The sequence below is a fragment of the Paracoccus sp. Z118 genome (genome assembly GCF_019061185.1).
Taxonomy (GTDB): domain Bacteria; phylum Pseudomonadota; class Alphaproteobacteria; order Rhodobacterales; family Rhodobacteraceae; genus Paracoccus.
In genome coordinates, this window is record NZ_JAHQZU010000008.1 from 95509 (window position 1) to 115301 (window position 19793).

General features: G+C 70.3%; 20 protein-coding genes and 1 tRNA gene. 9 read left to right on the plus strand and 12 right to left on the minus strand.

What is annotated here, in order from left to right:
- Window positions 1-4: 4 nt before the first annotated feature.
- The 4 genes from fabB to KTN05_RS09045 all read right to left on the minus strand — a co-directional run bounded on the left by fabB (window position 5) and on the right by KTN05_RS09045 (window position 3493).
- Entirely contained in the window at window positions 5-1234 is a 1230-nt protein-coding gene (fabB, locus tag KTN05_RS09030) for a beta-ketoacyl-ACP synthase I (protein WP_217329064.1), read from the minus strand.
- A gap of 19 nt (window positions 1235-1253) precedes the next feature.
- Entirely contained in the window at window positions 1254-1763 is a 510-nt protein-coding gene (fabA, locus tag KTN05_RS09035; protein WP_217329065.1) for a bifunctional 3-hydroxydecanoyl-ACP dehydratase/trans-2-decenoyl-ACP isomerase, read from the minus strand.
- A 138-nt stretch (window positions 1764-1901) separates the two neighbouring features.
- Complete coding sequence (locus KTN05_RS09040) at window positions 1902-2864, minus strand: glycosyltransferase family 2 protein (protein WP_254368091.1); 963 nt, start codon at window positions 2862-2864, stop codon at window positions 1902-1904.
- A gap of 2 nt (window positions 2865-2866) precedes the next feature.
- A complete protein-coding gene (locus KTN05_RS09045; protein WP_217329066.1) occupies window positions 2867-3493 on the minus strand; it encodes a hypothetical protein in 627 nt (208 codons plus the stop codon).
- A 181-nt stretch (window positions 3494-3674) separates the two neighbouring features.
- On the opposite strand from KTN05_RS09045, the gene infC reads away from it, so the two are divergent.
- From infC to KTN05_RS09065, 4 genes are all read left to right on the plus strand, one after another.
- On the plus strand, window positions 3675-4214 hold the full coding sequence (gene infC, locus KTN05_RS09050) for a translation initiation factor IF-3 (protein WP_217329119.1): 540 nt from the start codon (window positions 3675-3677) through the stop codon (window positions 4212-4214).
- 100 nt (window positions 4215-4314) lie between these two features.
- A complete protein-coding gene (dut, locus tag KTN05_RS09055; protein WP_217329067.1) occupies window positions 4315-4782 on the plus strand; it encodes a dUTP diphosphatase in 468 nt (155 codons plus the stop codon).
- Window positions 4782-5900 (plus strand): HesA/MoeB/ThiF family protein, encoded by a 1119-nt coding sequence (locus KTN05_RS09060; protein ID WP_217329068.1) that lies wholly within the window; start codon window positions 4782-4784, stop codon window positions 5898-5900. Before dut ends, KTN05_RS09060 begins: the two co-directional genes overlap by 1 nt.
- Window positions 5897-7927: a M3 family metallopeptidase gene (locus KTN05_RS09065; protein WP_217329069.1), complete on the plus strand. Its 2031-nt coding sequence runs from the start codon at window positions 5897-5899 to the stop codon at window positions 7925-7927. Before KTN05_RS09060 ends, KTN05_RS09065 begins: the two co-directional genes overlap by 4 nt.
- A gap of 3 nt (window positions 7928-7930) precedes the next feature.
- Here KTN05_RS09065 and KTN05_RS09070 read toward each other — a convergent pair whose 3' ends face one another.
- The gene (locus KTN05_RS09070) at window positions 7931-8554 is read right to left on the minus strand and encodes an SH3 domain-containing protein (protein ID WP_217329070.1); all 624 of its coding nucleotides are present in this window, start codon (window positions 8552-8554) and stop codon (window positions 7931-7933) included.
- Between the two features lie 141 nt (window positions 8555-8695).
- Here KTN05_RS09070 and KTN05_RS09075 point away from each other — a divergent pair, with 141 nt between their 5' ends.
- Complete coding sequence (locus KTN05_RS09075; protein ID WP_217329071.1) at window positions 8696-9697, plus strand: D-glycerate dehydrogenase; 1002 nt, start codon at window positions 8696-8698, stop codon at window positions 9695-9697.
- Between the two features lie 318 nt (window positions 9698-10015).
- On the opposite strand, the gene KTN05_RS09080 is transcribed toward KTN05_RS09075, so the two are convergent.
- Window positions 10016-10090: transfer RNA gene (locus KTN05_RS09080), tRNA-Gly, on the minus strand.
- Window positions 10091-10224: 134 nt separating this feature from the next.
- Here KTN05_RS09080 and KTN05_RS09085 point away from each other — a divergent pair.
- Both KTN05_RS09085 and KTN05_RS09090 read left to right on the plus strand, forming a co-directional pair.
- Window positions 10225-10848, plus strand: a complete 624-nt coding sequence (locus KTN05_RS09085; RefSeq protein ID WP_217329072.1) for a DUF5671 domain-containing protein — start codon at window positions 10225-10227, stop codon at window positions 10846-10848.
- A 7-nt stretch (window positions 10849-10855) separates the two neighbouring features.
- Complete coding sequence (locus tag KTN05_RS09090; protein WP_217329073.1) at window positions 10856-11251, plus strand: hypothetical protein; 396 nt, start codon at window positions 10856-10858, stop codon at window positions 11249-11251.
- On the opposite strand, the gene KTN05_RS09095 is transcribed toward KTN05_RS09090, so the two are convergent.
- The gene (locus KTN05_RS09095; protein WP_217329074.1) at window positions 11248-11697 is read right to left on the minus strand and encodes a nucleoside deaminase; all 450 of its coding nucleotides are present in this window, start codon (window positions 11695-11697) and stop codon (window positions 11248-11250) included. The genes KTN05_RS09090 and KTN05_RS09095 overlap by 4 nt on opposite strands.
- A gap of 122 nt (window positions 11698-11819) precedes the next feature.
- Between KTN05_RS09095 and KTN05_RS09100 the strand changes: the two genes are divergently transcribed.
- A complete protein-coding gene (locus KTN05_RS09100; protein WP_217329075.1) occupies window positions 11820-13730 on the plus strand; it encodes a pseudouridine synthase in 1911 nt (636 codons plus the stop codon).
- A gap of 10 nt (window positions 13731-13740) precedes the next feature.
- On the opposite strand, the gene hemP is transcribed toward KTN05_RS09100, so the two are convergent.
- The gene (gene hemP, locus KTN05_RS09105; RefSeq protein WP_217329076.1) at window positions 13741-13914 is read right to left on the minus strand and encodes a hemin uptake protein HemP; all 174 of its coding nucleotides are present in this window, start codon (window positions 13912-13914) and stop codon (window positions 13741-13743) included.
- A 328-nt stretch (window positions 13915-14242) separates the two neighbouring features.
- Here hemP and KTN05_RS09110 point away from each other — a divergent pair, with 328 nt between their 5' ends.
- A complete protein-coding gene (locus KTN05_RS09110) occupies window positions 14243-14473 on the plus strand; it encodes a hypothetical protein (protein ID WP_217329077.1) in 231 nt (76 codons plus the stop codon).
- 137 nt (window positions 14474-14610) lie between these two features.
- Here KTN05_RS09110 and KTN05_RS09115 read toward each other — a convergent pair whose 3' ends face one another.
- The 4 genes from KTN05_RS09115 to KTN05_RS09130 form a co-directional block, all read right to left on the minus strand.
- The gene (locus KTN05_RS09115) at window positions 14611-15273 is read right to left on the minus strand and encodes a YjbF family lipoprotein (protein ID WP_217329078.1); all 663 of its coding nucleotides are present in this window, start codon (window positions 15271-15273) and stop codon (window positions 14611-14613) included.
- Window positions 15270-17498, minus strand: a complete 2229-nt coding sequence (locus KTN05_RS09120) for a YjbH domain-containing protein (RefSeq protein ID WP_254368092.1) — start codon at window positions 17496-17498, stop codon at window positions 15270-15272. Before KTN05_RS09120 ends, KTN05_RS09115 begins: the two co-directional genes overlap by 4 nt.
- Before the next feature lie 88 nt (window positions 17499-17586).
- Window positions 17587-18135, minus strand: a complete 549-nt coding sequence (locus tag KTN05_RS09125; protein ID WP_217329079.1) for a hypothetical protein — start codon at window positions 18133-18135, stop codon at window positions 17587-17589.
- Between the two features lie 111 nt (window positions 18136-18246).
- The gene (locus KTN05_RS09130; RefSeq protein ID WP_217329080.1) at window positions 18247-19629 is read right to left on the minus strand and encodes an L-serine ammonia-lyase; all 1383 of its coding nucleotides are present in this window, start codon (window positions 19627-19629) and stop codon (window positions 18247-18249) included.
- Between the last annotated feature and the right edge of the window lie 164 nt (window positions 19630-19793).

Below are 19793 nucleotides of genomic sequence, written 5' to 3' on the forward strand. Positions count from 1 at the left end.
AATGTCAGTCGCGGAACTTGGACAGGACCAGCGTGGCGTTGGTGCCGCCGAAGCCGAAGCTGTTGGACAGGACGCTGTCGAAATCGACGTCGTCGATGCGCTGCGTGGCGATCTCGCCGGGATGGATCTCCGGGTCGAGCTCGGTGACGTTGGCCGAGGCCGAGATGAAGCCCTGCTGCATCATCAGCAGCGAATAGATCGCCTCGTGAACCCCGGTCGCTCCCAGCGAATGGCCGGTCAGCGACTTGGTCGAGGCAACGGGCGGCACGGCGCCCTCACCGAAGACGCGGCGCAGGGCCTTGATCTCGGTCACGTCGCCCGCCTGGGTCGAGGTGCCGTGCGCGTTGACATAGCTGATCCTGCGGCCTTCGGGCAGGGTCGCCAGCGCGATCCGCATCGACCGCTCGCCGCCCTCGCCGGACGGGGCTACCATGTCATAGCCGTCCGAGGTCGCGCCGTAGCCGGTCACTTCGGCGTAGATCTTCGCGCCGCGGGCGCGGGCGTGTTCCAGTTCTTCCAGCACGACCACGCCGCCGCCGCCGGCGATGACGAAGCCGTCGCGGGTCGCGTCGAAGGGGCGCGAGGCCGTGGCGGGCGCGTCGTTGTATTTGGACGACATCGCCCCCATCGCGTCGAACAGGCAGCTCAGCGTCCAGTCCAGTTCCTCGCCGCCGCCGGCGAAGACGATGTCCTGCTTGCCCATCTGGATCTGCTCGACGCCGTTGCCGATGCAGTGCGCGCTGGTCGAGCAGGCCGAGGTGATCGAATAGTTCACGCCCTTGATTGCGAACGGCGTGGCCAGACAGGCAGAGTTCGTGGAGGACATGCAGCGCGTCACCATGAACGGCCCCATGCGCTTGGGCGCGCCCTTCTCGATGACGGTCTTGTGGGCGCTGAAGAAGTTCGACGTGGACGGCCCGCCCGATCCCATCACCAGCCCGGTGCGTTCGTTCGACACGTCCGACGGCTCCAGCCCGCTATCGGCGATGGCCTGCTGCATGGCGATGAAGTTCCACGCCGCGCCTTCGCCCATGAAGCGCAGGTCGCGCTTGTCCACATGGGCGGCGATGTCGATGGTCGGCCGCCCCTCGACCTGGCTGCGGAAGCCGTGCTCGGCATAGTCCGGCGAGAACACGATGCCGGAGCGGCCTTCCCGCAGGCTTTCGGTGACTTCTGCGGCATTGTTGCCGATGGGCGAGACGATCCCCAGCCCGGTGATGACGACGCGGCGCATGATGCGGCCCTCCTTCGGTTCAGCTCTCGGAGAGAGCGACCTTCATGTCCTTGACCTGATAGATGACCTCGCCGTCCGCCTCGACGATGCCGTCGGCGACGCCCATCGTCAGCCGGCGGGACTGAATGGCCTTGGTGAAATCGACCTTGTACGTCAAAAGCTTGCGGTCGGGGCGGACCATGCCGGTCAGCTTGACCTCGCCCACCCCCAGCGCATAGCCCCGCCCCTGCCAGCCGCGCCAGCCGAGGTTGAAGCCGGTCAGTTGCCACAGCCCGTCAAGCCCGAGACAGCCCGGCATGATCGGGTTGCCGGGGAAATGGCAGGCGAAGAACCACAGGTCGGGGGTGATGTCGAACTCGGCGACGACATGGCCCTTGCCATGCAGGCCGCCATCCTCGCTGATGTCGGTGATGCGGTCCATCATCAGCATCGGCGGCTCGGGCAGTTGCGCATTGCCGGGGCCGAACAGCTCGCCCCGCGCGCAGGCCAGAAGGTCGCCCTTGTCGAAGCTGGTGCGGTCCATCGCCATGCGGTTCTATCCTTGTCGCTGGTTCCTGCGGGTGCGAAAGGCGTCCGCCGGGTTCGGCAGCAGGTCTATCATCCGGGCTTGCCGCCGCGCAAGGGAACCGGCCCGAATTGCCCTTTGCCCCGCGTCACCCGCAGGGGCTCAGAACCACTGGCCGGGCTCCATCAGCCCGAGGTCCAGAAGTTGCTGCGAGGTCCAGCGGAACGGCATCGAGTTGTTCCAGCCAAAGCCGCGCACCTGATCGCGCGATGCGGGGTTGCGGGCCAGCGCCTTGGCGACCCGGAACGAGGCGATGGCGGCGGTCAGGTTGTGGTGCCAGGGGCAGGCATAGGTGTTGTATTCCTCGACATCGAAGCGATGGTCGGGCAGCAGCCGCAGTTTGGGCTGGGTGCGGAACAGCGCGATCCGGTCGATGCGGCGACGATCGGGGGGCAGATGCTCCTCGAACCGCCAGCGCAGCCCGCCGTAGAAATCGAGCTGGCGTTCCTTGACGCCGCCCTGCCGGTCGGGCCGGCCGAGCGCGTAATAGCCGGTGCCGTCGAACGCCGCCTCGTCAAGGCTGACCGCGTCGGGATAGCGGCTCAGGTCGGGGGTGTAGAGGTCGATGACATAGGTCAGCATCGCCCGCCGCCGCTCTTCCGTGTGAAAGGCGAGCATCTCGCCCACGCCGCGCGTTTCCGAAAAGGGATAGAACAGGTACTCGGCGTTATAGCCGTAATACATCCAGGTATCCGGGGGCGCGGCGTCGATCAGCGCGTTGACGACGCCGACATGGGCGCCGCCCCGGCGGGTGTCGTGGATCAGGTTGACGATGCGGTCCTTGGGATCGTCGGGCAGGTCGGCTGCGGTCAGCGGCTCGGGTGACAGGGCGAGGATCTTGCGAAAGCCCGCGCGGATGTGATGGGCCAGCGTCGAGGCGACCTCGACGGAATCCTCGATCAGGATCACGGCGATGGGGCCGCGGGCCAGCGCGTCGCCCGGCAAGGCGAGAAAGCTGGCGAGCGACTGCACCCGTCGCGGCGCGGCGGCGGGGGCTGCCGGCGCAGGCCCCGTTTCGCGCAGGACGGGGCTGGCCCCGATCATCGGATCGCTTCTTTCGTTCATCGTCAGCGCAGGACCGAGCGCACCTGATCCAGCGCCGATTGCAGGAAGGCGGGGTTGGCGGCTGCCGCGCCCACGACGGCCTTCAGCGAGGTCTTCTGCGCCTCGGCGAGAGGGCTGGCGTCGATCAGCTGCGTGACGCGCCCGGCGTCGAAGCCCTCAGGCGTCAGCAGGGTCGCGATCTCGGCGGTGGTGAGCGTCGCCTCGGCCGCGACCTCCGTGGCCTCGGCGGCCACCGTTGCGGCCTGATCCGCGGCCTCGGACGCGGTTTCGGCGGTGGCGAGATCGCCCTGCTCGGCCTGCCGGGCCGCTTCATCCGCGGCGCGCGCGGCCTCGTCGGCCGCGCGGATCGCCTGTTCGGCGGCGGCCTCGGCCTCGGCGGCGGCGTCCGTGGCGGCGCCGACCTCGGCGGCATCGGCGTTGCCGGCCGCCTCGGCCGCCGAGTCGGTGGCGATGGCAGCGGCGTCGGCGGCGGCATCGGCCGCATCGCCTGCATCCTCGGCTGCATCCTCCGCGGGGGCCACGGCAACGGAATCGACCGTTGCGGCCGGGCCGGACCGGTCGATCACGCCCCACCACACGATCGCAGCCACGCCCAGCAGGGCGATCACCAGCACGAAAATTCGGGACATCTGCTCACCTGACGCGGGTTTCTGATCGCCGCCTCTATCGCACAACCAAGAGGAACGGAAAACCCGCTGCGGCGCGGCAACAGGTCGGCCCGCGCGGGGCCCGGCACCGTGAATCCGGTTGAAATCCCGGCCCGGCTTCCTTACTTTCGAACAGTCCCATCCGCAATCAAGGAACATTGCCATAGCCCGCAGACCGCACAATGCGCCCCCCACGCGCGAAACCGGCCCCCGCGTCAACGACCGCATCCGCGTCCCCGAAATCCGCCTGATCGGCGCCGACGGCGAAAACGTCGGGGTCGTGACTCCCGCGCGCGGGATGCAACTCGCCGAAGAGGCAGGGCTCGATCTGGTCGAGATTTCCCCGAACGCCAGCCCGCCGGTCTGCAAGATCATGGATCTCGGCAAGTTCAAGTATGAACAGCAGAAACGCGAGTCCGAGGCGCGCAAGAAGCAGAAGATCATCGAGGTCAAGGAGGTGAAGTTCCGCCCCGGAACCGACACCCACGACTACGATGTAAAGATGAAGAACGTGCTGCGCTTCCTGGAAGACGGCGACAAGGTCAAGGTGACGCTGCGCTTCCGCGGCCGCGAGATGGCGCACCAGAACATCGGGGCCGAGCTGCTCAACCGCATAAGGAATGATGTGGGCGAGACCGGCAAGGTCGAATCGATGCCCAAGCTGGAAGGCCGGCAGATGGTGATGATGATCGCCCCGCGCTGAGGCGATCATACTGCCCAAGGGTTCCGGCCCGCTTCCCGTGTCCGGGTGGCGGGCCGTTTCCGTTTCTGGCACTCATGTCCCACTCATGGACCGGAACCCGATGCAAACCCCTGATGCCCCCACCATCCTTGTCGTCCGCGAGCCGGGCGCCGATCCGGCGCTGCCCTTGCCCGACTATGCGACGGCCGGCGCCGCGGGCGCCGACTTCCGCGCCGATCTGGGCGGCGGCACGTTGCGGCTGGCGCGAGGGGGGATCGCGCTGGTTCCGACCGGGCTGCGGATGCAGATCCCCGAGGGGTGGGAGGTGCAGCTTCGCGCCCGCTCGGGCCTCGCGCTGCGGCATGGGATCGGGCTGGCGAACGGCATCGGCACCATCGACGCGGATTATCGCGGCCCCGTGGGGGTGATCCTGATCAATCTCGGGCCCGAGGATTTCACCGTCCATCATGGCGACCGCATCGCGCAGGCGGTGCTGGCCCCGGTCCACCGGGCGCGTTTCGCGCTGGCCGAGGCGCTGGACGGATCGGCGCGGGGCGAGGGCGGCTTCGGCTCGACCGGGAGGGGCTGATGGGCGGAATTCTCGTCATCGCCGTTCTGGTGCTGGCCGCCCGCGTCGCCGGCTGGCGCGGGGCGCGGCTGGCGGCGGCCCTGGCGCTTGCCTGGGCGGCGGTGATGGCCGTGGCGCTGCTTGCACCCGCAAGCATGGCCGGCCGCTGGGTCGGCGTCAGCCCACGCGTCTGGGCTGCGCTGGGTGTGCTGGGGGCCATCGCCATCGCCTACGCGGCGGTCGTCGGCTGGGCGCGGCGGAACGCGCGCGAGCCGGGCAACCCTGTGCCCGCAACACCCAGCGTTCCGGCCCCGAACGATCCCCCCCCGAACGATCCCGCCGCGCCGCTGACCGATGCCGAACTCGACCGCTACGCCCGCCATATCGTGTTGCGCGAGCTGGGCGGGCAGGGACAGCGGGCGCTGAAGGCGGCGCGGGTGCTGGTCGTCGGGGCGGGGGGACTCGGCTCGCCGCTGCTGCTGTATCTGGCGGCGGCGGGGGTGGGGCGAATCACCGTCGCCGATGACGACACGGTGGGCCTGTCGAACCTCCAGCGGCAGGTGATGTTCACCACCGCCGATATCGGCCGCCCCAAGATCGAGGCGGCGGCCGACGCCATCGCCCGGCTGAACCCGCATATCGCCGTCACCGCGCTGCCCCGCCGCATCACCGCCGCCGATGCGGAGCTGATCGCGGCGCATGATCTGGTCCTCGACGGCACCGACAGCTTCGCCGTCCGGGCCGAGGTGAATGCCGTCTGCGTCGCCGCCGCCACCCCGCTGATCGCCGGCTCCATCGCCCAGTGGGAGGGGCAGGTGGCCCTTTACGACCCCGCCCGCGGCGGCCCCTGCATGGCCTGCATCTTCCCCGAAGCGCCCGCGCCGGGTCTCGCCCCCTCCTGCGCCGAGGCGGGGGTCGTCGGCGCGCTGCCCGGTGTCGTCGGCGGGATGATGGCGATCGAGGCGATCAAGCTGCTCGCCGGAATCACGCGGCGCGGCACGGGGGCGGGGCTGCGCGGGCAAATGATCCTGTTCGACGGCCTCTGGGGCGAGACCCGCAGGCTCGACATTCCGGCCCGCGCCGACTGCCCCGTCTGCGGCGGGCGGGGCCTGCACGCAACAGAAGGACAGACGCCATGAACCGCGAGATTTTCGACTGGACCGGCCCGCACGGCCTGCCGCGCTTCGACCTGATCGCTGACGAGGACTTCGCCCCCGCCTTCGACGCCGCGCTGGCCGAGGCCGAGGCCGCGCATGACGCCATCGCCGCGAACCCCGCCGCGCCCGACTTCGCCAACACCATCGCCGCGCTGGAGACCGCCGACGAGCCGCTGTCCCGCGTCGCCGCCATCTTCTACAGCCTCGCGGGCCTGCAATCGAACGACCGGCGCGAGGCGCTTCAGCGCGAGCTTGCGCCGCGCCTTGCCGCCCATCACGCCCGCATCGCGATGGACCCGCGCCTTTTCGCGCGGGTGCAGGAGGTGGCCGAGCGTGCCGATTCGCTGGCCCCGCAGGACCGCCGCATCACCGAACTGGCGCTGCGCGACCTGCGCCGTGCCGGGGCCGCGTTGGACCCCGCCGCCCGCAAGCGCATGGCCGATCTGCGCGGGCGGCTCGCCACGCTGACGACGGAGTTTTCCCAGCACGTCCTGACGGACGAGCGTGAGTTCGTCCTGCCGGTCCCCGATGACCGCCTCGGCGGGCTGCCCGCCGACCTGCTGGCCGCCATGCGGGCGGCGGCGCGCGAGCGGGGGATGGAAGGGCAGGTGGTCACGCTCGCCCGCTCGCTGATCGTGCCGTTCCTCGAACATTCGGCCGACCGTGCGCTGCGCGAGGCGGCGTGGCGCGGCTGGGCCGCGCGGGGCAGCGGGCAGGGGGCGGGCGGTGCCGCGACCGACAACCGCGCCATCGTGGCCGAGATCCTGGCCCTGCGGCACGAGCGGGCGCAGCTTCTGGGCTATCCCGACTTCGCCGCCTTCAAGCTGGAAACCGAGATGGCGCAGACCGCCGATCAGGTGCAGGCGCTGCTGGACGAGGTCTGGGCCGCCGCCCGCCCGCGCGTCCTGCGCGACGAGGCGGAACTGACCGAACGCATGGCGCGGAGCGGCACCAACGGCCCGCTGGAGTCGTGGGACTGGCGCTTCCATGCCGCCGCCCGCCGCCGCGACCGGCTGGCGGTGGATGATGCCGAGGTGAAGCCATACCTGCCGCTGGACGGCATGATCGCCGCCGCCTTCGACGTGGCCGGGCGACTGTTCGGGCTGACCTTCACGCCTTTTGACGCGCCGCTGTGGGATGCCCATGTCCGCGCGTGGGATGTGAGGCGCGACGGCCGCCACATGGCCGTGCTGCTGGGCGACTACTTCGCCCGGCCCGGCAAGCGGTCCGGCGCGTGGTGTTCCGCCCTGCAACCGCAGCACCGGATGGGCGACGGGCAGCGGGCCATCGTGCTGAACGCCTGCAACTTCACCCCGCCCGCCGGGGAGGGGGCGCAGGCGCTGCTGTCATGGGACGATGCGCGGACGCTGTTCCACGAATTCGGCCATGCGCTGCACCACATGCTGTCGGACGTGGACTGGCCCTCGATCTCGGGCACGTCGGTCGCGCGGGACTTCGTCGAGCTCCCCAGCCAGCTTTTCGAGCATTGGCTGGAGCAGCCCGAGGTGCTGGACACCCATGCCCGCCATGTAGCCACGGGCGAGCCGCTGCCCGCGGCGCTGCGCGAGCGCATCCTTGCGGCCGAAAAGGCCGATGCCGGGTTCGCGACGACCGAGTATCTGGAAAGCGCGATGGTGGACATCGCCTTCCACCTCGGCGCGCCGCCCGCCGATCCGATGGACGCGCAGACTGACCTGCTGGGCGCGATGGGCGCCCCCAAGGCCGTTCCGATGCGCCATGCGACGCCGCATTTCACCCATGTCTTTTCCGGCGACGGCTATTCGGCGGGGTATTACAGCTATCTCTGGTCCGAGGTGATGGACGCCGACGCCTTCGCCGCCTTCAGGGAAACCGGCGACGCCTTCGACCGGGAAACGGCGCAGCGGCTGGAACGCGCGATCCTGTCGCAGGGCGGCGCCCGGCCCGCAGACGAGCTCTGGACCGAGTTCCGCGGCCGCAAGCCGGGGGTGGAGCCGCTTCTGTGCGGGCGCGGTCTGCTGGAGGGCTGAGCGTCAGTCCCGGATCTCGCCCGGATCGACGCCCCACATCACCGATTTGGGCACCCAGCCCTTCTCGCCGCCGCCCGAGACGCGGCACCAGTCCGGGTTGCACTCGTTCACCCGGACGATGGCGCCCGATTCGGCCCGCGCGACCACGGTCGCGTTGGTGTCGGGGCGGGCGCGCAGGTCCACCAGATCCGAGGTGATAACCGCCGTGCGCACCCCCGACAGAAGCGAGTAATGCACCCAGCCGCCCGCGCCGTCGCGGTCCTCGACCCGGCGCCAGTGGCCGAACTCGGCCACCACCCGCAGCGGCATCCCCGCGTGGCGGAACACCCAGTCGATCCGGTGCGACAGGCTCGGCCCGCGCCGGACGTTGCCCTCGCTGCCCTTCAACGAGACGTAGCGGGGCAGGGGCAGGTTGGTGACCGGGCCGCGATTGGGATCGCGCTCCTGCGCCTGGTTGCGGCTGATGAGCGAATCCGGCGTGACCTCGCGCGGGTCGATCTGCACCGGGGGCGGGTCCGACGCGCGGGCGGTGCCGTCCGCGCCAAGCCCCTGCGCCGGGGCGGCCAGCGGCGCCAGCGCGAAACAAAGCGTCACAGCCGCGCCAAGGATGCCCCGTGCGTTATTCATATCGTGCCCTCGTTGCCGGGGATCGTCCGGCGGTCTGCGCCTCATGTCGCGGCGGCTCGTCACCCCGCGGCCGGGGCTTGTGTCCTCCCCGTGCAGGTTGCACTTTGCCAAAACCGGCCCAGCTTTGGAAGAGAGGACCCCATGGCCCCAAGCTCACCCTTGCGTCAGCGCCCACGGGTCACCGTGACGCGGCGGCTTCCCAACGCGGTGGAAACCCGCATGGCCGAACTGTTCGACGTCGCCCTGCGCGAGGTGGACGCGCCGATGACGCGCGAGGAACTGGTGCAGGCGATGGAGGACAGCGACGTGCTGGTGCCGACCGTGACCGACCGCATCGACGCGAGCCTGCTGGCGAAGGCCGGGCCGCGGTTGAAGCTGATCGCCAATTTCGGGGCGGGGGTGGACCATATCGACATCGAGAGCGCCCGGCAGCGCGGCATCCTGGTGTCCAACACGCCGGGCGTGGTGACGGACGATACCGCCGACATGACGATGGCGCTGATCCTCGCCGTGACCCGGCGCATCCCGGAAGGGCTGGCCGAGATGCAGGCCGGGCGCTGGCAGGGCTGGGCGCCGACGGCCTATCTGGGCCGCCGCATCGCGGGGGCGCGGCTCGGCATCCTCGGGATGGGCCGGATCGGGCAGGCGGTCGCGCGCCGGGCGGCGGTGTTCGGGATGCAGGTCCATTATCACAACCGCCGCCGCCTGCGGCCGGAGGTCGAGCAGGCGCTGGGTGCGATCTGGTGGGAGAGTCTCGACCAGATGCTTGCCCGCATGGATATCGTCAGCGTGAACGTGCCCCACACCCCCAGCACCTTCCACCTGCTGAACGCACGGCGGCTGAAGCTGATGAAGCCGTCGGCGGTGATCGTGAACACCTCGCGCGGCGAGGTGATCGACGAGAACGCCCTGACAAGGATGCTGCGGGCGGGAGAGATCGCGGGGGCGGGCCTCGACGTCTTCGAGCATGGCCACGACATCAACCCCCGCCTGCGCGACCTGCCGAACGTGGTTCTGCTGCCGCACATGGGCAGCGCCACCATGGAGGGCCGCGCCGAGATGGGCGAGAAGGTGCTGCTGAACATCAAGACCTTCGCCGACGGCCACCGCCCGCCGGATCTGGTGGTGCCGGGGATGCTGTAAGGCGCGGCTGCGAACCACCGGTCATTTAAACCGATCGGCGTGGGTCGGCTGTCGCAGGTTGAGAGTGCCAGTCCGGGTGAACGGTCACGCGATCTCCCCCCGGTCCGCACAAAGCGGACCGGGGGGAGATCGCCCGCCCCCAGGCGGGCGCGTTCGCGCCCACCCGTGCAGGCGCGTCCCTCCGGAGTGCTGGCGTCGAGGACTCGCACGGAAACGGGCTTGTGGCCCCGCTCCATCAGCCGAGAGGTGGAAGCTGCTCCGGTTCTCGCCCGGTAAAAAACCAAAAAGGCCGAACCCGAAGGTCCGGCCTTTTTGTGTTGGAGCGGGCGATGAGATTCGAACTCACGACCCTAACCTTGGCAAGGTTATGCTCTACCCCTGAGCTACGCCCGCGCCCCGTCCCGGCGGTGTTCCCTGCCGGTGACGGGTGATTTAGGGAAAGCCGCGACCGGGTGCAAGCAGAAAAATCATCGCCGCTTGACCCGCCACGCTTAGCCGCCATTCTGCCCCGGAACCGGAGGGCATGAATGGCGCGCAACGACCGACTGGCGGATTTCGTCCACGCGGCGCTGTCGCGCGGCCTTGCCCCCGACGCCGTGCGGCAGGCGCTGACCGGCGCGGGCTGGAGCGGGCGCGAGATCGAGGCCGCACTCGGCGCCTGGCTTCCGGGCGAGGGCAATCTGCCGCCGGTGCCGAGGCCGCGCCCCTATGTCTCGGCGGGCGAGGCGGTGGTCTATGGGCTGCTGTTCCTGATGCTCGGGCTGATCTGCTGGCACGTTGCCGCGCTCGGCTTCGACATCATCGATTCGCTGCTGCCCGAGCCGGGCGACCTGCACGACCCGCCCCGCTCCAGCCTGCGCTGGTCCATCGCCTGGCTGATTCCCACCGTGCCGCTGTTCGTCTGGCTGAACGCCCGGATCGCCCGCGCGACGACGGGCGATCCGGGCCAGCGCCGCTCGCTGGTCCGGCGCTGGTTCGCCGCCGTCACGCTGCTGCTGGCGGCGCTGGCGCTGCTGTCGGACGGGGTGGCGCTGATCTATGCGCTGCTGAACGGCGATCTCACCGGGCGGTTCGCGGCCAAGGCGGCGTTGGTCGCGCTGATCGGGGCGCTGGCGCTGGCCTATTACCGGGATGAGCTGGATGCGGGGTGATCGCGGGATGCAACGCTGGGCCACCTGGGCGATCGCCGCGCTGGCGGTGGCCGCGATCGTCGGCGGGCTGATTCTGTCGGGCGGCCCCGGACGCGGCCGGATGGAGCGGCGCGACGCCACCCGCATGGACGACCTGACCCGCCTTTCCACCCACATCTCCTGCCTCGCGGGCGACAGCGGCCGGATGCCGGCGTCGCTGGAGGAAACCGCCGGCTGCCCCGGCCCGGTTCGCCTGGCCGATCCCTTCACGGACGCGGCTTACCGGATCGAGCCGCTGGAGGACGGAAAATTCCGCCTCTGCGCCGGCTTCGAACTGCCCGCCGACGACGCCGGGCGCTGGCAACGTCGCAGCGGCGATTGCGTCGTCTTCGATCTGCCGCCTGAACGTCGGAGCGCCGACTAGCGCCGCGCCCCGAAGAAGCCGCGCAGCAGCGCCTGCGATTCGGCGCTCGCGATCCCGTCATAGACCTGCGGCCGGTGGTGGCATTGCGGGTGGTCGAACACCCGCGCCCCGTGCGCGACCCCGCCCATGCGCGGATCGGACGCGCCGTAATACAGCGTCGAGATCCGCGCGGCGGAGATCGCGGCGGCGCACATGGGGCAGGGCTCCAGCGTGACCCACAGCGTATGGCCGGGCAGCCGCTCGGACCCGGCGCGCGCGCAGGCTTCGCGGATGGCGAGGATCTCGGCATGGGCGGTGGGGTCCGACAGTTCGCGGGTGCGGTTGCCCGCCGCCGCGACGACGCGCCCGGACGGATCGCACAGCACGGCGCCCACCGGCACCTCGCCGCGCAGGGCGGCCTCTCGCGCCTGCAACAGCGCCTGCGGCATGTGGCTGCGGAAGGTCATGCTGCGGTCCTGCCCTGACGGCGCGTCCGGTGCAAGAACGCGGCGCAAGAACCGCTTTCGTGCGCGGGGCGTTGAGGATATGAACGCCGCTTGCCATCGCAGGGATGCGCCAGGAGATCGCCATGACCGACCAGAACACCCCCCAGGACGACAACGAAGAGCCCGCCGCCCCCGCGCGAGACGAGGATTACGCCGCCGTCTATGCCGGCGAGGATGCCGCCGAAGCCCAGCCGGTCGATGACGCGGCGGAGGAAGAGCCCGCGCCGAAAAGCTCGGGCGGCGAGCGCATCGCCAAGGTGATGGCCCGCGCGGGCGTCGCCAGCCGCCGCGAGGCCGAGCGGATGATCGTCGAGGGCCGCGTCAAGGTGAACGGCGAGGCGATCTCCAGCCCCGCGCTGGACATCCTGCCGACCGACAAGGTGCTGATCGACGGCCAACCGATGGACGCGCCGCAGGAAACCAAGCTGTGGCTCTATTACAAGCCGGTCGGGCTGGTGACGTCGGAAAACGACGAGAAGGGCCGCCAGACGGTCTTCGACGCGCTGCCGCGCGATCTGCCGCGGGTGATGTCGATCGGGCGGCTCGACCTCAACTCCGAAGGTCTGCTGCTGCTGACCAACGATGGCGAGCTGAAGCGGCGGCTGGAGCTGCCCTCCACCGCCTGGCTGCGCCGCTACCGGGTGCGCGTGAATGGCAATCCGTCCGAGCTGACCTTCGACCCGCTGCGCCGCGGCGCGGTGATCGACGGCGAGGAGTTCGCGCCGATGGAGATCAAGCTCGACAGCCAGCGCGGCGCGAATGCCTGGCTGACGGTCGGCATCCGCGAGGGCCGCAACCGCGAGATCCGTCGCGCGATGGCCCATGTCGGGCTGCAGGTGAACCGCCTGATCCGCATCGGCTACGGTCCGTTCCGCCTGATCGGCATCGAGGAAAATCAGGTCATCGAAGTCAAGCGCCGCGTCCTGCGCGACCAGCTCGGCGGGCTGCTGACCGGCGAATCGGAGGAGGAGCGCCCCCGCCGCGCCGGTCGCGACGACCGAGGCGCCGGCGGCAATCGCCCCTCGCAGGACGACCGCCGCCCGCCCCGCGGCGCCGACCGCGACGGGCCGCGCAAGCCCCGCGCCGAGGGAGAGCGCAGCTTCGACCGCAAGCCCCGCGAGGCCGGGGACCGCCCCTTCGACCGCAAGCCGCGGCCGGCATCGGAGAGCGGCTGGGAGCGCAAGCCGCGCGCCGAGGGAGAGCGCAGTTTCGACCGGAAGCCACGCGAGGCCGGGGACCGTCCCTTTGACCGCAAACCGCGGCAGGCTTCGGAGGGCGGCTGGGAGCGCAAGCCCCGCGCCGAGGGAGAGCGCAGTTTCGAGCGTCGTCCTCAGGGCGATCGCCCCTTCGACCGGAAGCCGCAGGGGGATCGGCCCTTCGACCGCAAGCCCCGCGAGGCGGGGGACCGCCCCTATGATCGCAAGCCGCGCCACGGTGCCGGCGAAGGCGACCACAAGTCCCGCGCCGAGGGCGAGCGCAGCTTCGAGCGACGCCCTCAAGGGGACCGGCCCTTCGACCGCAAGCCGCGCGAGGGTGCGGAGGGCGAGCGGCCCTTTGAACGCAAGCCCCGCTGGGGCGCGGAGGACCGCAAGCCCCGTCCCGAAGGCGAGCGCGGTTCCGAGCGGACGCCTCGGGGCGAAGGCGGCTTCGCCCGCAAGCCTCGGGAAGGTGCCCCCGAGGGCGGGCGCGGCTTCGACCGCAAGCCGCGATCTGAAGGTGGCTATGACCGCAAGCCGCGCTCGGCCGGGGCCGAGGGCGAGCGCCCGCGCAAGGCGTGGGGCGGCGGCACCGGCGGAGACGCGGGCGGCGGCCGTGGCGGGTATGGCAAGCCGCGTCCGGCCGGCGACAAGCCCCATGGCGGCAGGCCGGGGGGCAAGCCCTTCGGCGGCAAGCCGGGTGGGAAGCCGTTCGGCGGACGCCCCGGCGGCGCGGGACCGCGTGGCGGCGCGCCGGGCGGCAATCGGGGGCCGGGCGGGGGGAATCGGGGGCGGTAAGCCCCCGCACTCACTTGGTGAGGATCAGCTTTCCGGCGCGGGTGATCCGCAGGTTGTAGAGCTGGTCGCCGAGCGCGATCAGCGCCTGATTGCCGCCATCCGTCAGGGCGGTCGCGTCATGGACCGGCACCTGCGGCAAGCGGATATGGGGAAGGCTGGGGAAGTCCGTCGGATTGATGGTCATGGTTGGTCCTCCTGCTGGTGGAATAAACCTGACAACAACAGTCGGACATGTCCAGTGGGTTTCCGCGCGGCCAGGACCCGGCGGGCGGCGTCGGCAGGCGTCCGGCGAAGGTTTGCCGATGCCCCAAGGGCAACGGTGCAGAAAGGCCACACGCCTCGCGCGCCTGAAAACGGGCAGGAACCGGAGCCTCCGCAAGGTGTTGGCGATTATGCAACAGTGGATTGGGCCACTTTCGGGGGAACACGACGCCGCTTCCCAAGATCGGGGCTTTGTGTAACTGTCGCAACGATGCTGTCGGGAACGGCAGCTTTCAAAAAAAGTACGGAGCATGATCATGACCAAATTCGCTACTTTCGCCGCAGCCCTCGGGCTGTCCGCGTCGTCCGCTCTGGCCGGTGGCTATGTCGCCCCCGTCGTTGAGGTCGAGCCCGTCGTCGTCGACACCCAGCCCGCGCGCTCGAACGCCGGCCTGATCGTCCCGGCGCTGCTGCTGCTGGGCGTCATCGCCGCCGTCGCTTCGGACGACGACGATGATGATGACGACACCCCGAACACCTGATTTCGTCAGGTCAGCAATCGATCGGGGCCAGCCTTCGGACTGGCCCCTTTCCTTTGTGCGAGGCGTGACGGGAACGCGAAACCGCAACAAAAAAGCCCGCCAGATCGGCGGGCCTTTTTACTAATCGCAGAGGCTTGTCATGGCCGCAGAACCTGAATGGTGACATAGCCGAGCGCCGGTCCCACCCACTGCCGCGACACACCGGACGAGGGCAGGTAGCTGTTCTGGAAGCTCAGCCCGTGGCCGCTGCAATCCTCGACCATGACGCCGGCATTCGGCCCGCGCCCCACCTGGCAGGTGAAGTCGATCGGCCGCTCCAGCCCGTCGCCGCTGTAATAACGCATCACCCGCCGCGCGGTGCCGGACCGGCCCGCGGCGATCAGCGCCGCCGATTGCGACGCTTCGGCCACCGACAGGTCATTGCCCAGCCCGCGCGTGCCGGTCAGCATGAAGCCGCGCATGATGAGCGCCTGTTCGTTGCTGGTCATGTAGGTGCGCATGCCGCCATTCTCGCCGGTCATGGCGAGCACCTGGGTGGTGCCCATCTGCTCCAGCCCCACCATGATGAGCGGTCCGGGGTTCACCGACAGCGCCTCGGCCGCGACTGCCTGCGGATCGCGGGGGGGGGCGGGGTTCGCCGCCGCCTGCCGCTCGGCCCGCATCTGGCCGATGGCCGCGCGGGCGATGCCGAAGGGCGTGGCGGAGGTGGTCGCGTCCTCGGTCTCACTGGTGCTGGAACAGCCCGCGACGAGCGCCGCCAGCGCCACAAGGGATGCCAGCCGCCGGATATGCCTGTTCATCGCCAGAATCTCCCCCAGCCGTCATACATCTTGGTCGAGTGGCTGTCGCGGACCGTCTCGTAAAGACGGCCATCGACGCGCACGCGCTGGCCGCCGTCGCGATTCAGCGAACTGATCGTGCCGCCGACCGTCCGGGTGGAGGGCGTGCCGGTGGCCCAGGCCAGCGGAATGCGGATCGTGACGCCCTTGTCGAACGAGCCTTCGCCGAACTCATCGGCGCTGAGGTCCGTCTTGGTGGCGTAGGCGCCGACTTCCCAGCCATTGGCGAACTCGCGGGTCAGCGTCACCGTGGCGCCGTCGTCTCCGGCGAGATACCGGCCAACGTCCAGCTGGCCGACGAAGCCGCCGCCGAACTCGTAATAGGCCGAGACATGGCCCGTCGTGACCTCGTAGTCGAGGAATTCGAACGCATCCTCATAGTCGCGCTTGCGGACCCGGTTGATCTCGGCGCCGATGCCCAGCCGCGAATTGACCGGCTTCCACAGCGCCTCGGCCGAGACGCCGCCGTACATGTTCTCCAGCAGGCCCACGGTGACGCGGCTGTAGATCGTGTCGGTCGGGCGCGCATACCAGTTCAGCGTCAGTTCCGGGATGCGCGGCTTGTCGTTGCCCGAATACATGCGTCCGTCCGAGCGCACCCGGTAAACGCCGCTGTTGCCGGCGGTGATTTCTTCCTCGCTCTGGGCCTTGTAATCATCGACCGAGATGCTGCCGGGCGCGTCCTGATCCGCGTTGCCGAACAGCCGCTGGCGGATCGTGCCCTTGAGGACCAGCCCCGGCGCCAGCTCATAGCGGGCGGAAAGGCGGGGGCCGACCTCGTAGCGGATCGGCTCGTCGGGGTCGAAGAGGCCGGTGGACAGATACGGCGCCAGCGACCACTGGAAGCGCGGGCCCGCGTCAGGCGACATCACCAGCCCCGCCGGGCGCGGGTCGGAATCGGTCAGCGTGGCGACGCTCGCGATCTGGCCCGCCTCGGTATTCTCCAGCCGCTCGACATCCGAGCGGCGCAGCGTCACCGACGACGTGGGGATGCCGCTTTCGACCGAGGTGATGACCAGCGTCTCGACCGACGGGGGCAGGGCGCGGGTCATCAGCCGCGCGGTGCGGCCCACGGCCTCGGCCTGCTGGATATAGCGGTTGTTGGTGATGCGGACCTCGGCGCGGGTGGGGGTCAGCACCATGCTTTCCAGCGTCTGGCCTTCCTTGCGCAGCGCATCGCCAAGCGCCTTCTGGATCGCCGGCTGCGCCGTAGGGTCGGCGGCCCACGAGCCCGACCAGCCCTCCGGGTCCGCCGCTACGGCGACGCGCGGCCGGACCGGGGCAGGGCCCTTTTCCAGCCCCGAGGGGTAGGGCGCGCGGCGGGGGTTCAGCACCATGCTCGCCTGGATGCCGAAATGCTTGCCGCCCAGCACATAGCCGCCGATCTGGTAGTTCGTTCCCGCCTGCCAGCTGAATCCGAGATTGATGTTGTTCTTCAGCTCGTCCTCGTCGCTGAGCCACGGGGTGCGGGCGCAGTTGTCGGCGTCGCCGGTTTCGCAGGCGTAGTCGTCGCCGGAGTATTCGGCCAGCAGGGTCAGCTTGTCGGTGGCCTTGAACTGGACGCCGAGGAACGGCGCGACCTCGCCCTTGAACCACTGCTCATGGTTGAGGCTGCCGCCCTCCTCGTCGTCGGGCGCCGGGCGGCTTCCGAAGGGAGAGCCGATCCCGCCATCGCTCGCCAGCCGGCCCCAGCCGAGACCGCCGCTGACCCGCAGGCGCGGGGTCAGGGTCTTGGTGGCGACGATGTATTCGGCTGAGTAGAAGCCGGTGCCGATCATGTCCTGCAGGCCGACCGCGACCGCGGGACGCCAGCCGCCCTCGGATTCATCCACGATCTGGAAGCGCAGGTCGAACGAGCGGTCGCGGACATAGCCGCGGCTTTCCTCGGTGCTGTCGAACTTGCCGTAGCGCAGCGCGACCGTGGCGCGGGGGATGATCTGGAAGCTGAGGCCCGCGCGGTTGCCCAGTTCGGACCAGCCGACCATCGCGCCCAGCGTGGCGTCGGGCATCATCTCGGCGGTGGGCGTGTCGATGACGCCGGGCAGGCCGTAGCGGTTCGTGACCGTGCCGATCATCGGATCGGCGAGGGCCGCACCCACCCCGGCGGTCAGCAGCAGCCCCGCGGGCAGGGCCGAGGTCAGCAAATGGCGCAGCAGGCTCGTGCGGCGGGGCAGGCGACGGGACATCCGTGCGGTCCTTTGTTGCGGAAGGCCCGAGACGGGGCCGATCCTGACGTCTTGCGGGTGCGCGCCGCGCGGGCGGCACGAACGGGTCTCAGCCGGCGGCGGCGGGGGCCGCCGGGGCCGCAGTCTCGGCGGTCGCGGGCAGCGCGCCGGGGGCGGCGCAGCCGGCGTAGCGGTTGCCGCCTGCCCGCAGCAGCGCGGTCAGCGGCGCCCGGCCGCAATTCGCCGGGGTGATGGTCAGCGCGAAGACGCGGCCGTTCAGCTCGCCCACGAACTCGATCCCGCCGGCATAGACGATGCGGCGCACGGGGACGTTCGCGGTGTTCGCGCCGGGGCGGGCGAAGCGGGCGCGGCCCTCGGCGACCTCGACCGACCAGCCTTCGCCGGTCGCCGCGACCTCGGTCAGCTGATAGGTTTCCCGCTCGCCGGTGGCGCGCAGGGCGCCGGGCGCCCCGACTTCGAGCGACTGATCCACTGGCGAGACCTGCGGCGGCGGCGGGATCGTCGGCGGGCCGGGCTCGACCGGGGTTTCGACGACGGGTTCGGGCCGGTCCCACGGCATCCGCAGATCGGCCATCGACTGCTCGTCGCAGCCTGCCAGCGCCAGCGGAAGCGCGAGCAGCGCAAGGCGGAGGTTCATTATGGTCACGTCCCTTGTTTTACGAAGACGTAACCCATCGCGGGCTGCGCTGACAAGCGCGGCGGCGGCAAAACCGCGTCGCAGGCGATCCCCCGCCCGGCGCGCGGAGGCTCAGCAGTTGGGGACGTTGACCGCCAGCCCGCCGAGCGAGGTTTCCTTGTATTTCTCGGACATGTCACGGCCGGTCTGGCGCATCGTCTCGATCGCGGCGTCCAGCGGCACGATATGGCGCCCGTCGCCGCGCAGGGCGAGGCTGGCGGCGCTGACCGCCTTGATCGCGCCGAGGCCGTTGCGCTCGATGCAGGGCACCTGCACCAGCCCCTTCACCGGATCGCAGGTCATGCCGAGGTGATGCTCCAGCGCGATTTCGGCCGCGTTCTCGATCTGCTCGACCGTGCCGCCCAGCACGGCGGCCAGCCCGGCGGCCGCCATCGCGGAGGCGCTGCCGACTTCGGCCTGGCATCCCGCCTCGGCCCCGGAAATGCTGGCGTTGTGCTTGACCAGACCCCCCACCGCCGCGGCCGTCAGCAGGAACTCGGGCAGCTGCCGCTCGGATGCGCCGGGGATATGGTCCAGCCAGTAGCGGATCACCGCCGGGATCACCCCCGCCGCGCCGTTGGTGGGGGCGGTGACGACCTGTCCGCCGGCGGCGTTCTCCTCGTTCACGGCCATCGCATAGGCCGACATCCAGTCGTTGGTGACATGCGGCGCCTGCATGTTCATCCCGCGCTCGGCCATCAGCGAGGCGTGGATGCCCCGCGCCCGCCGCCGCACGTTCAGCCCGCCGGGCAGGATGCCCTCGGCCTCCAGCCCCCGGTCCATGCAGTCGCGCATGACCTGCCAGATGCGGCGCAGCCCGGCGTCGATCTCGGCGTCGCTGCGGCGGGTGCGCTCGTTCGCGCGTTTCATCCCGGCGATGGAAAGGCCGGATTTCTCGGCCATTGCCAGCATCTCGGCGGCGCTGGCGAAGGGATAGGGCACGCTGGGCGAGGCGTCGGTGCGGGTATCATCGCCCTTGGCGGCCATCTCCGCCTCGGTCAGTACGAAGCCGCCGCCGACGGAGTAGTAGATCTCGCGCGAGATCACGTCCCGCTGCGCGTCGGTCGCCATCAGGATCATGCCGTTGGCGTGACCGGGCAGCGCCCGCTCGAAGTCGAAGATCAGGTCTGTTTCGGGGTCGAACTTCAGCGTGCCCAGCCCTTCGGGCGAAAGGGTCTTCGTGCGGATATTCTCGGCCAGCGCGGCATCGGCCTGCTCGCGGTCCATGCTGTCGGGGGTGAAGCCCGCGAGCCCCAGGATCGTGGCCCGATCGGTCGCGTGGCCCTTGCCGGTGAAGGCGAGGCTGCCGTGCAGGCTCGCCCGCAGCCCGTGAGGGCGGAAGGGCGCGGCGCGCAGGCTGTCCAGAAACCGCGCCGCCGCCACCATCGGCCCCATCGTGTGCGAGGATGACGGCCCGACACCGACCTTGAAGAGGTCGAACACCGACAGAAACATGGCGATCCTTTCCCGATTGTTCCGCAAGGTAAGCCTTGCCGGACCCGATGCAAGGCGAAGGGGCGCTTGCGGACTGCCTTCTTTTTAGGCAAATGTATCCGCAACTGCATCGAAGCGCGGCAACGGCTCGCGCGGCCTCAGGGTCGCGGCGCGTCGCCCTGTGC

Bases quoted from the DNA above. Each gene is read 5' to 3' on its own strand.
- fabB (WP_217329064.1), bottom strand. From the start codon at position 1,234: ATGCGCCGCGTCGTCATCACCGGGCTGGGGATCGTCTCGCCCATCGGC.
- fabA (WP_217329065.1), bottom strand. From the start codon at position 1,763: ATGGCGATGGACCGCACCAGCTTCGACAAGGGCGACCTTCTGGCCTGC.
- KTN05_RS09040 (WP_254368091.1), bottom strand. From the start codon at position 2,864: ATGAACGAAAGAAGCGATCCGATGATCGGGGCCAGCCCCGTCCTGCGC.
- KTN05_RS09045 (WP_217329066.1), bottom strand. From the start codon at position 3,493: ATGTCCCGAATTTTCGTGCTGGTGATCGCCCTGCTGGGCGTGGCTGCG.
- dut (WP_217329067.1), top strand. From the start codon at position 4,315: ATGCAAACCCCTGATGCCCCCACCATCCTTGTCGTCCGCGAGCCGGGC.
- KTN05_RS09060 (WP_217329068.1), top strand. From the start codon at position 4,782: ATGGGCGGAATTCTCGTCATCGCCGTTCTGGTGCTGGCCGCCCGCGTC.
- KTN05_RS09065 (WP_217329069.1), top strand. From the start codon at position 5,897: ATGAACCGCGAGATTTTCGACTGGACCGGCCCGCACGGCCTGCCGCGC.
- KTN05_RS09070 (WP_217329070.1), bottom strand. From the start codon at position 8,554: ATGAATAACGCACGGGGCATCCTTGGCGCGGCTGTGACGCTTTGTTTC.
- KTN05_RS09075 (WP_217329071.1), top strand. From the start codon at position 8,696: ATGGCCCCAAGCTCACCCTTGCGTCAGCGCCCACGGGTCACCGTGACG.
- KTN05_RS09085 (WP_217329072.1), top strand. From the start codon at position 10,225: ATGGCGCGCAACGACCGACTGGCGGATTTCGTCCACGCGGCGCTGTCG.
- KTN05_RS09090 (WP_217329073.1), top strand. From the start codon at position 10,856: ATGCAACGCTGGGCCACCTGGGCGATCGCCGCGCTGGCGGTGGCCGCG.
- KTN05_RS09095 (WP_217329074.1), bottom strand. From the start codon at position 11,697: ATGACCTTCCGCAGCCACATGCCGCAGGCGCTGTTGCAGGCGCGAGAG.
- KTN05_RS09100 (WP_217329075.1), top strand. From the start codon at position 11,820: ATGACCGACCAGAACACCCCCCAGGACGACAACGAAGAGCCCGCCGCC.
- hemP (WP_217329076.1), bottom strand. From the start codon at position 13,914: ATGACCATCAATCCGACGGACTTCCCCAGCCTTCCCCATATCCGCTTG.
- KTN05_RS09110 (WP_217329077.1), top strand. From the start codon at position 14,243: ATGATCATGACCAAATTCGCTACTTTCGCCGCAGCCCTCGGGCTGTCC.
- KTN05_RS09115 (WP_217329078.1), bottom strand. From the start codon at position 15,273: ATGAACAGGCATATCCGGCGGCTGGCATCCCTTGTGGCGCTGGCGGCG.
- KTN05_RS09120 (WP_254368092.1), bottom strand. From the start codon at position 17,498: ATGTCCCGTCGCCTGCCCCGCCGCACGAGCCTGCTGCGCCATTTGCTG.
- KTN05_RS09125 (WP_217329079.1), bottom strand. From the start codon at position 18,135: ATGAACCTCCGCCTTGCGCTGCTCGCGCTTCCGCTGGCGCTGGCAGGC.
- KTN05_RS09130 (WP_217329080.1), bottom strand. From the start codon at position 19,629: ATGTTTCTGTCGGTGTTCGACCTCTTCAAGGTCGGTGTCGGGCCGTCA.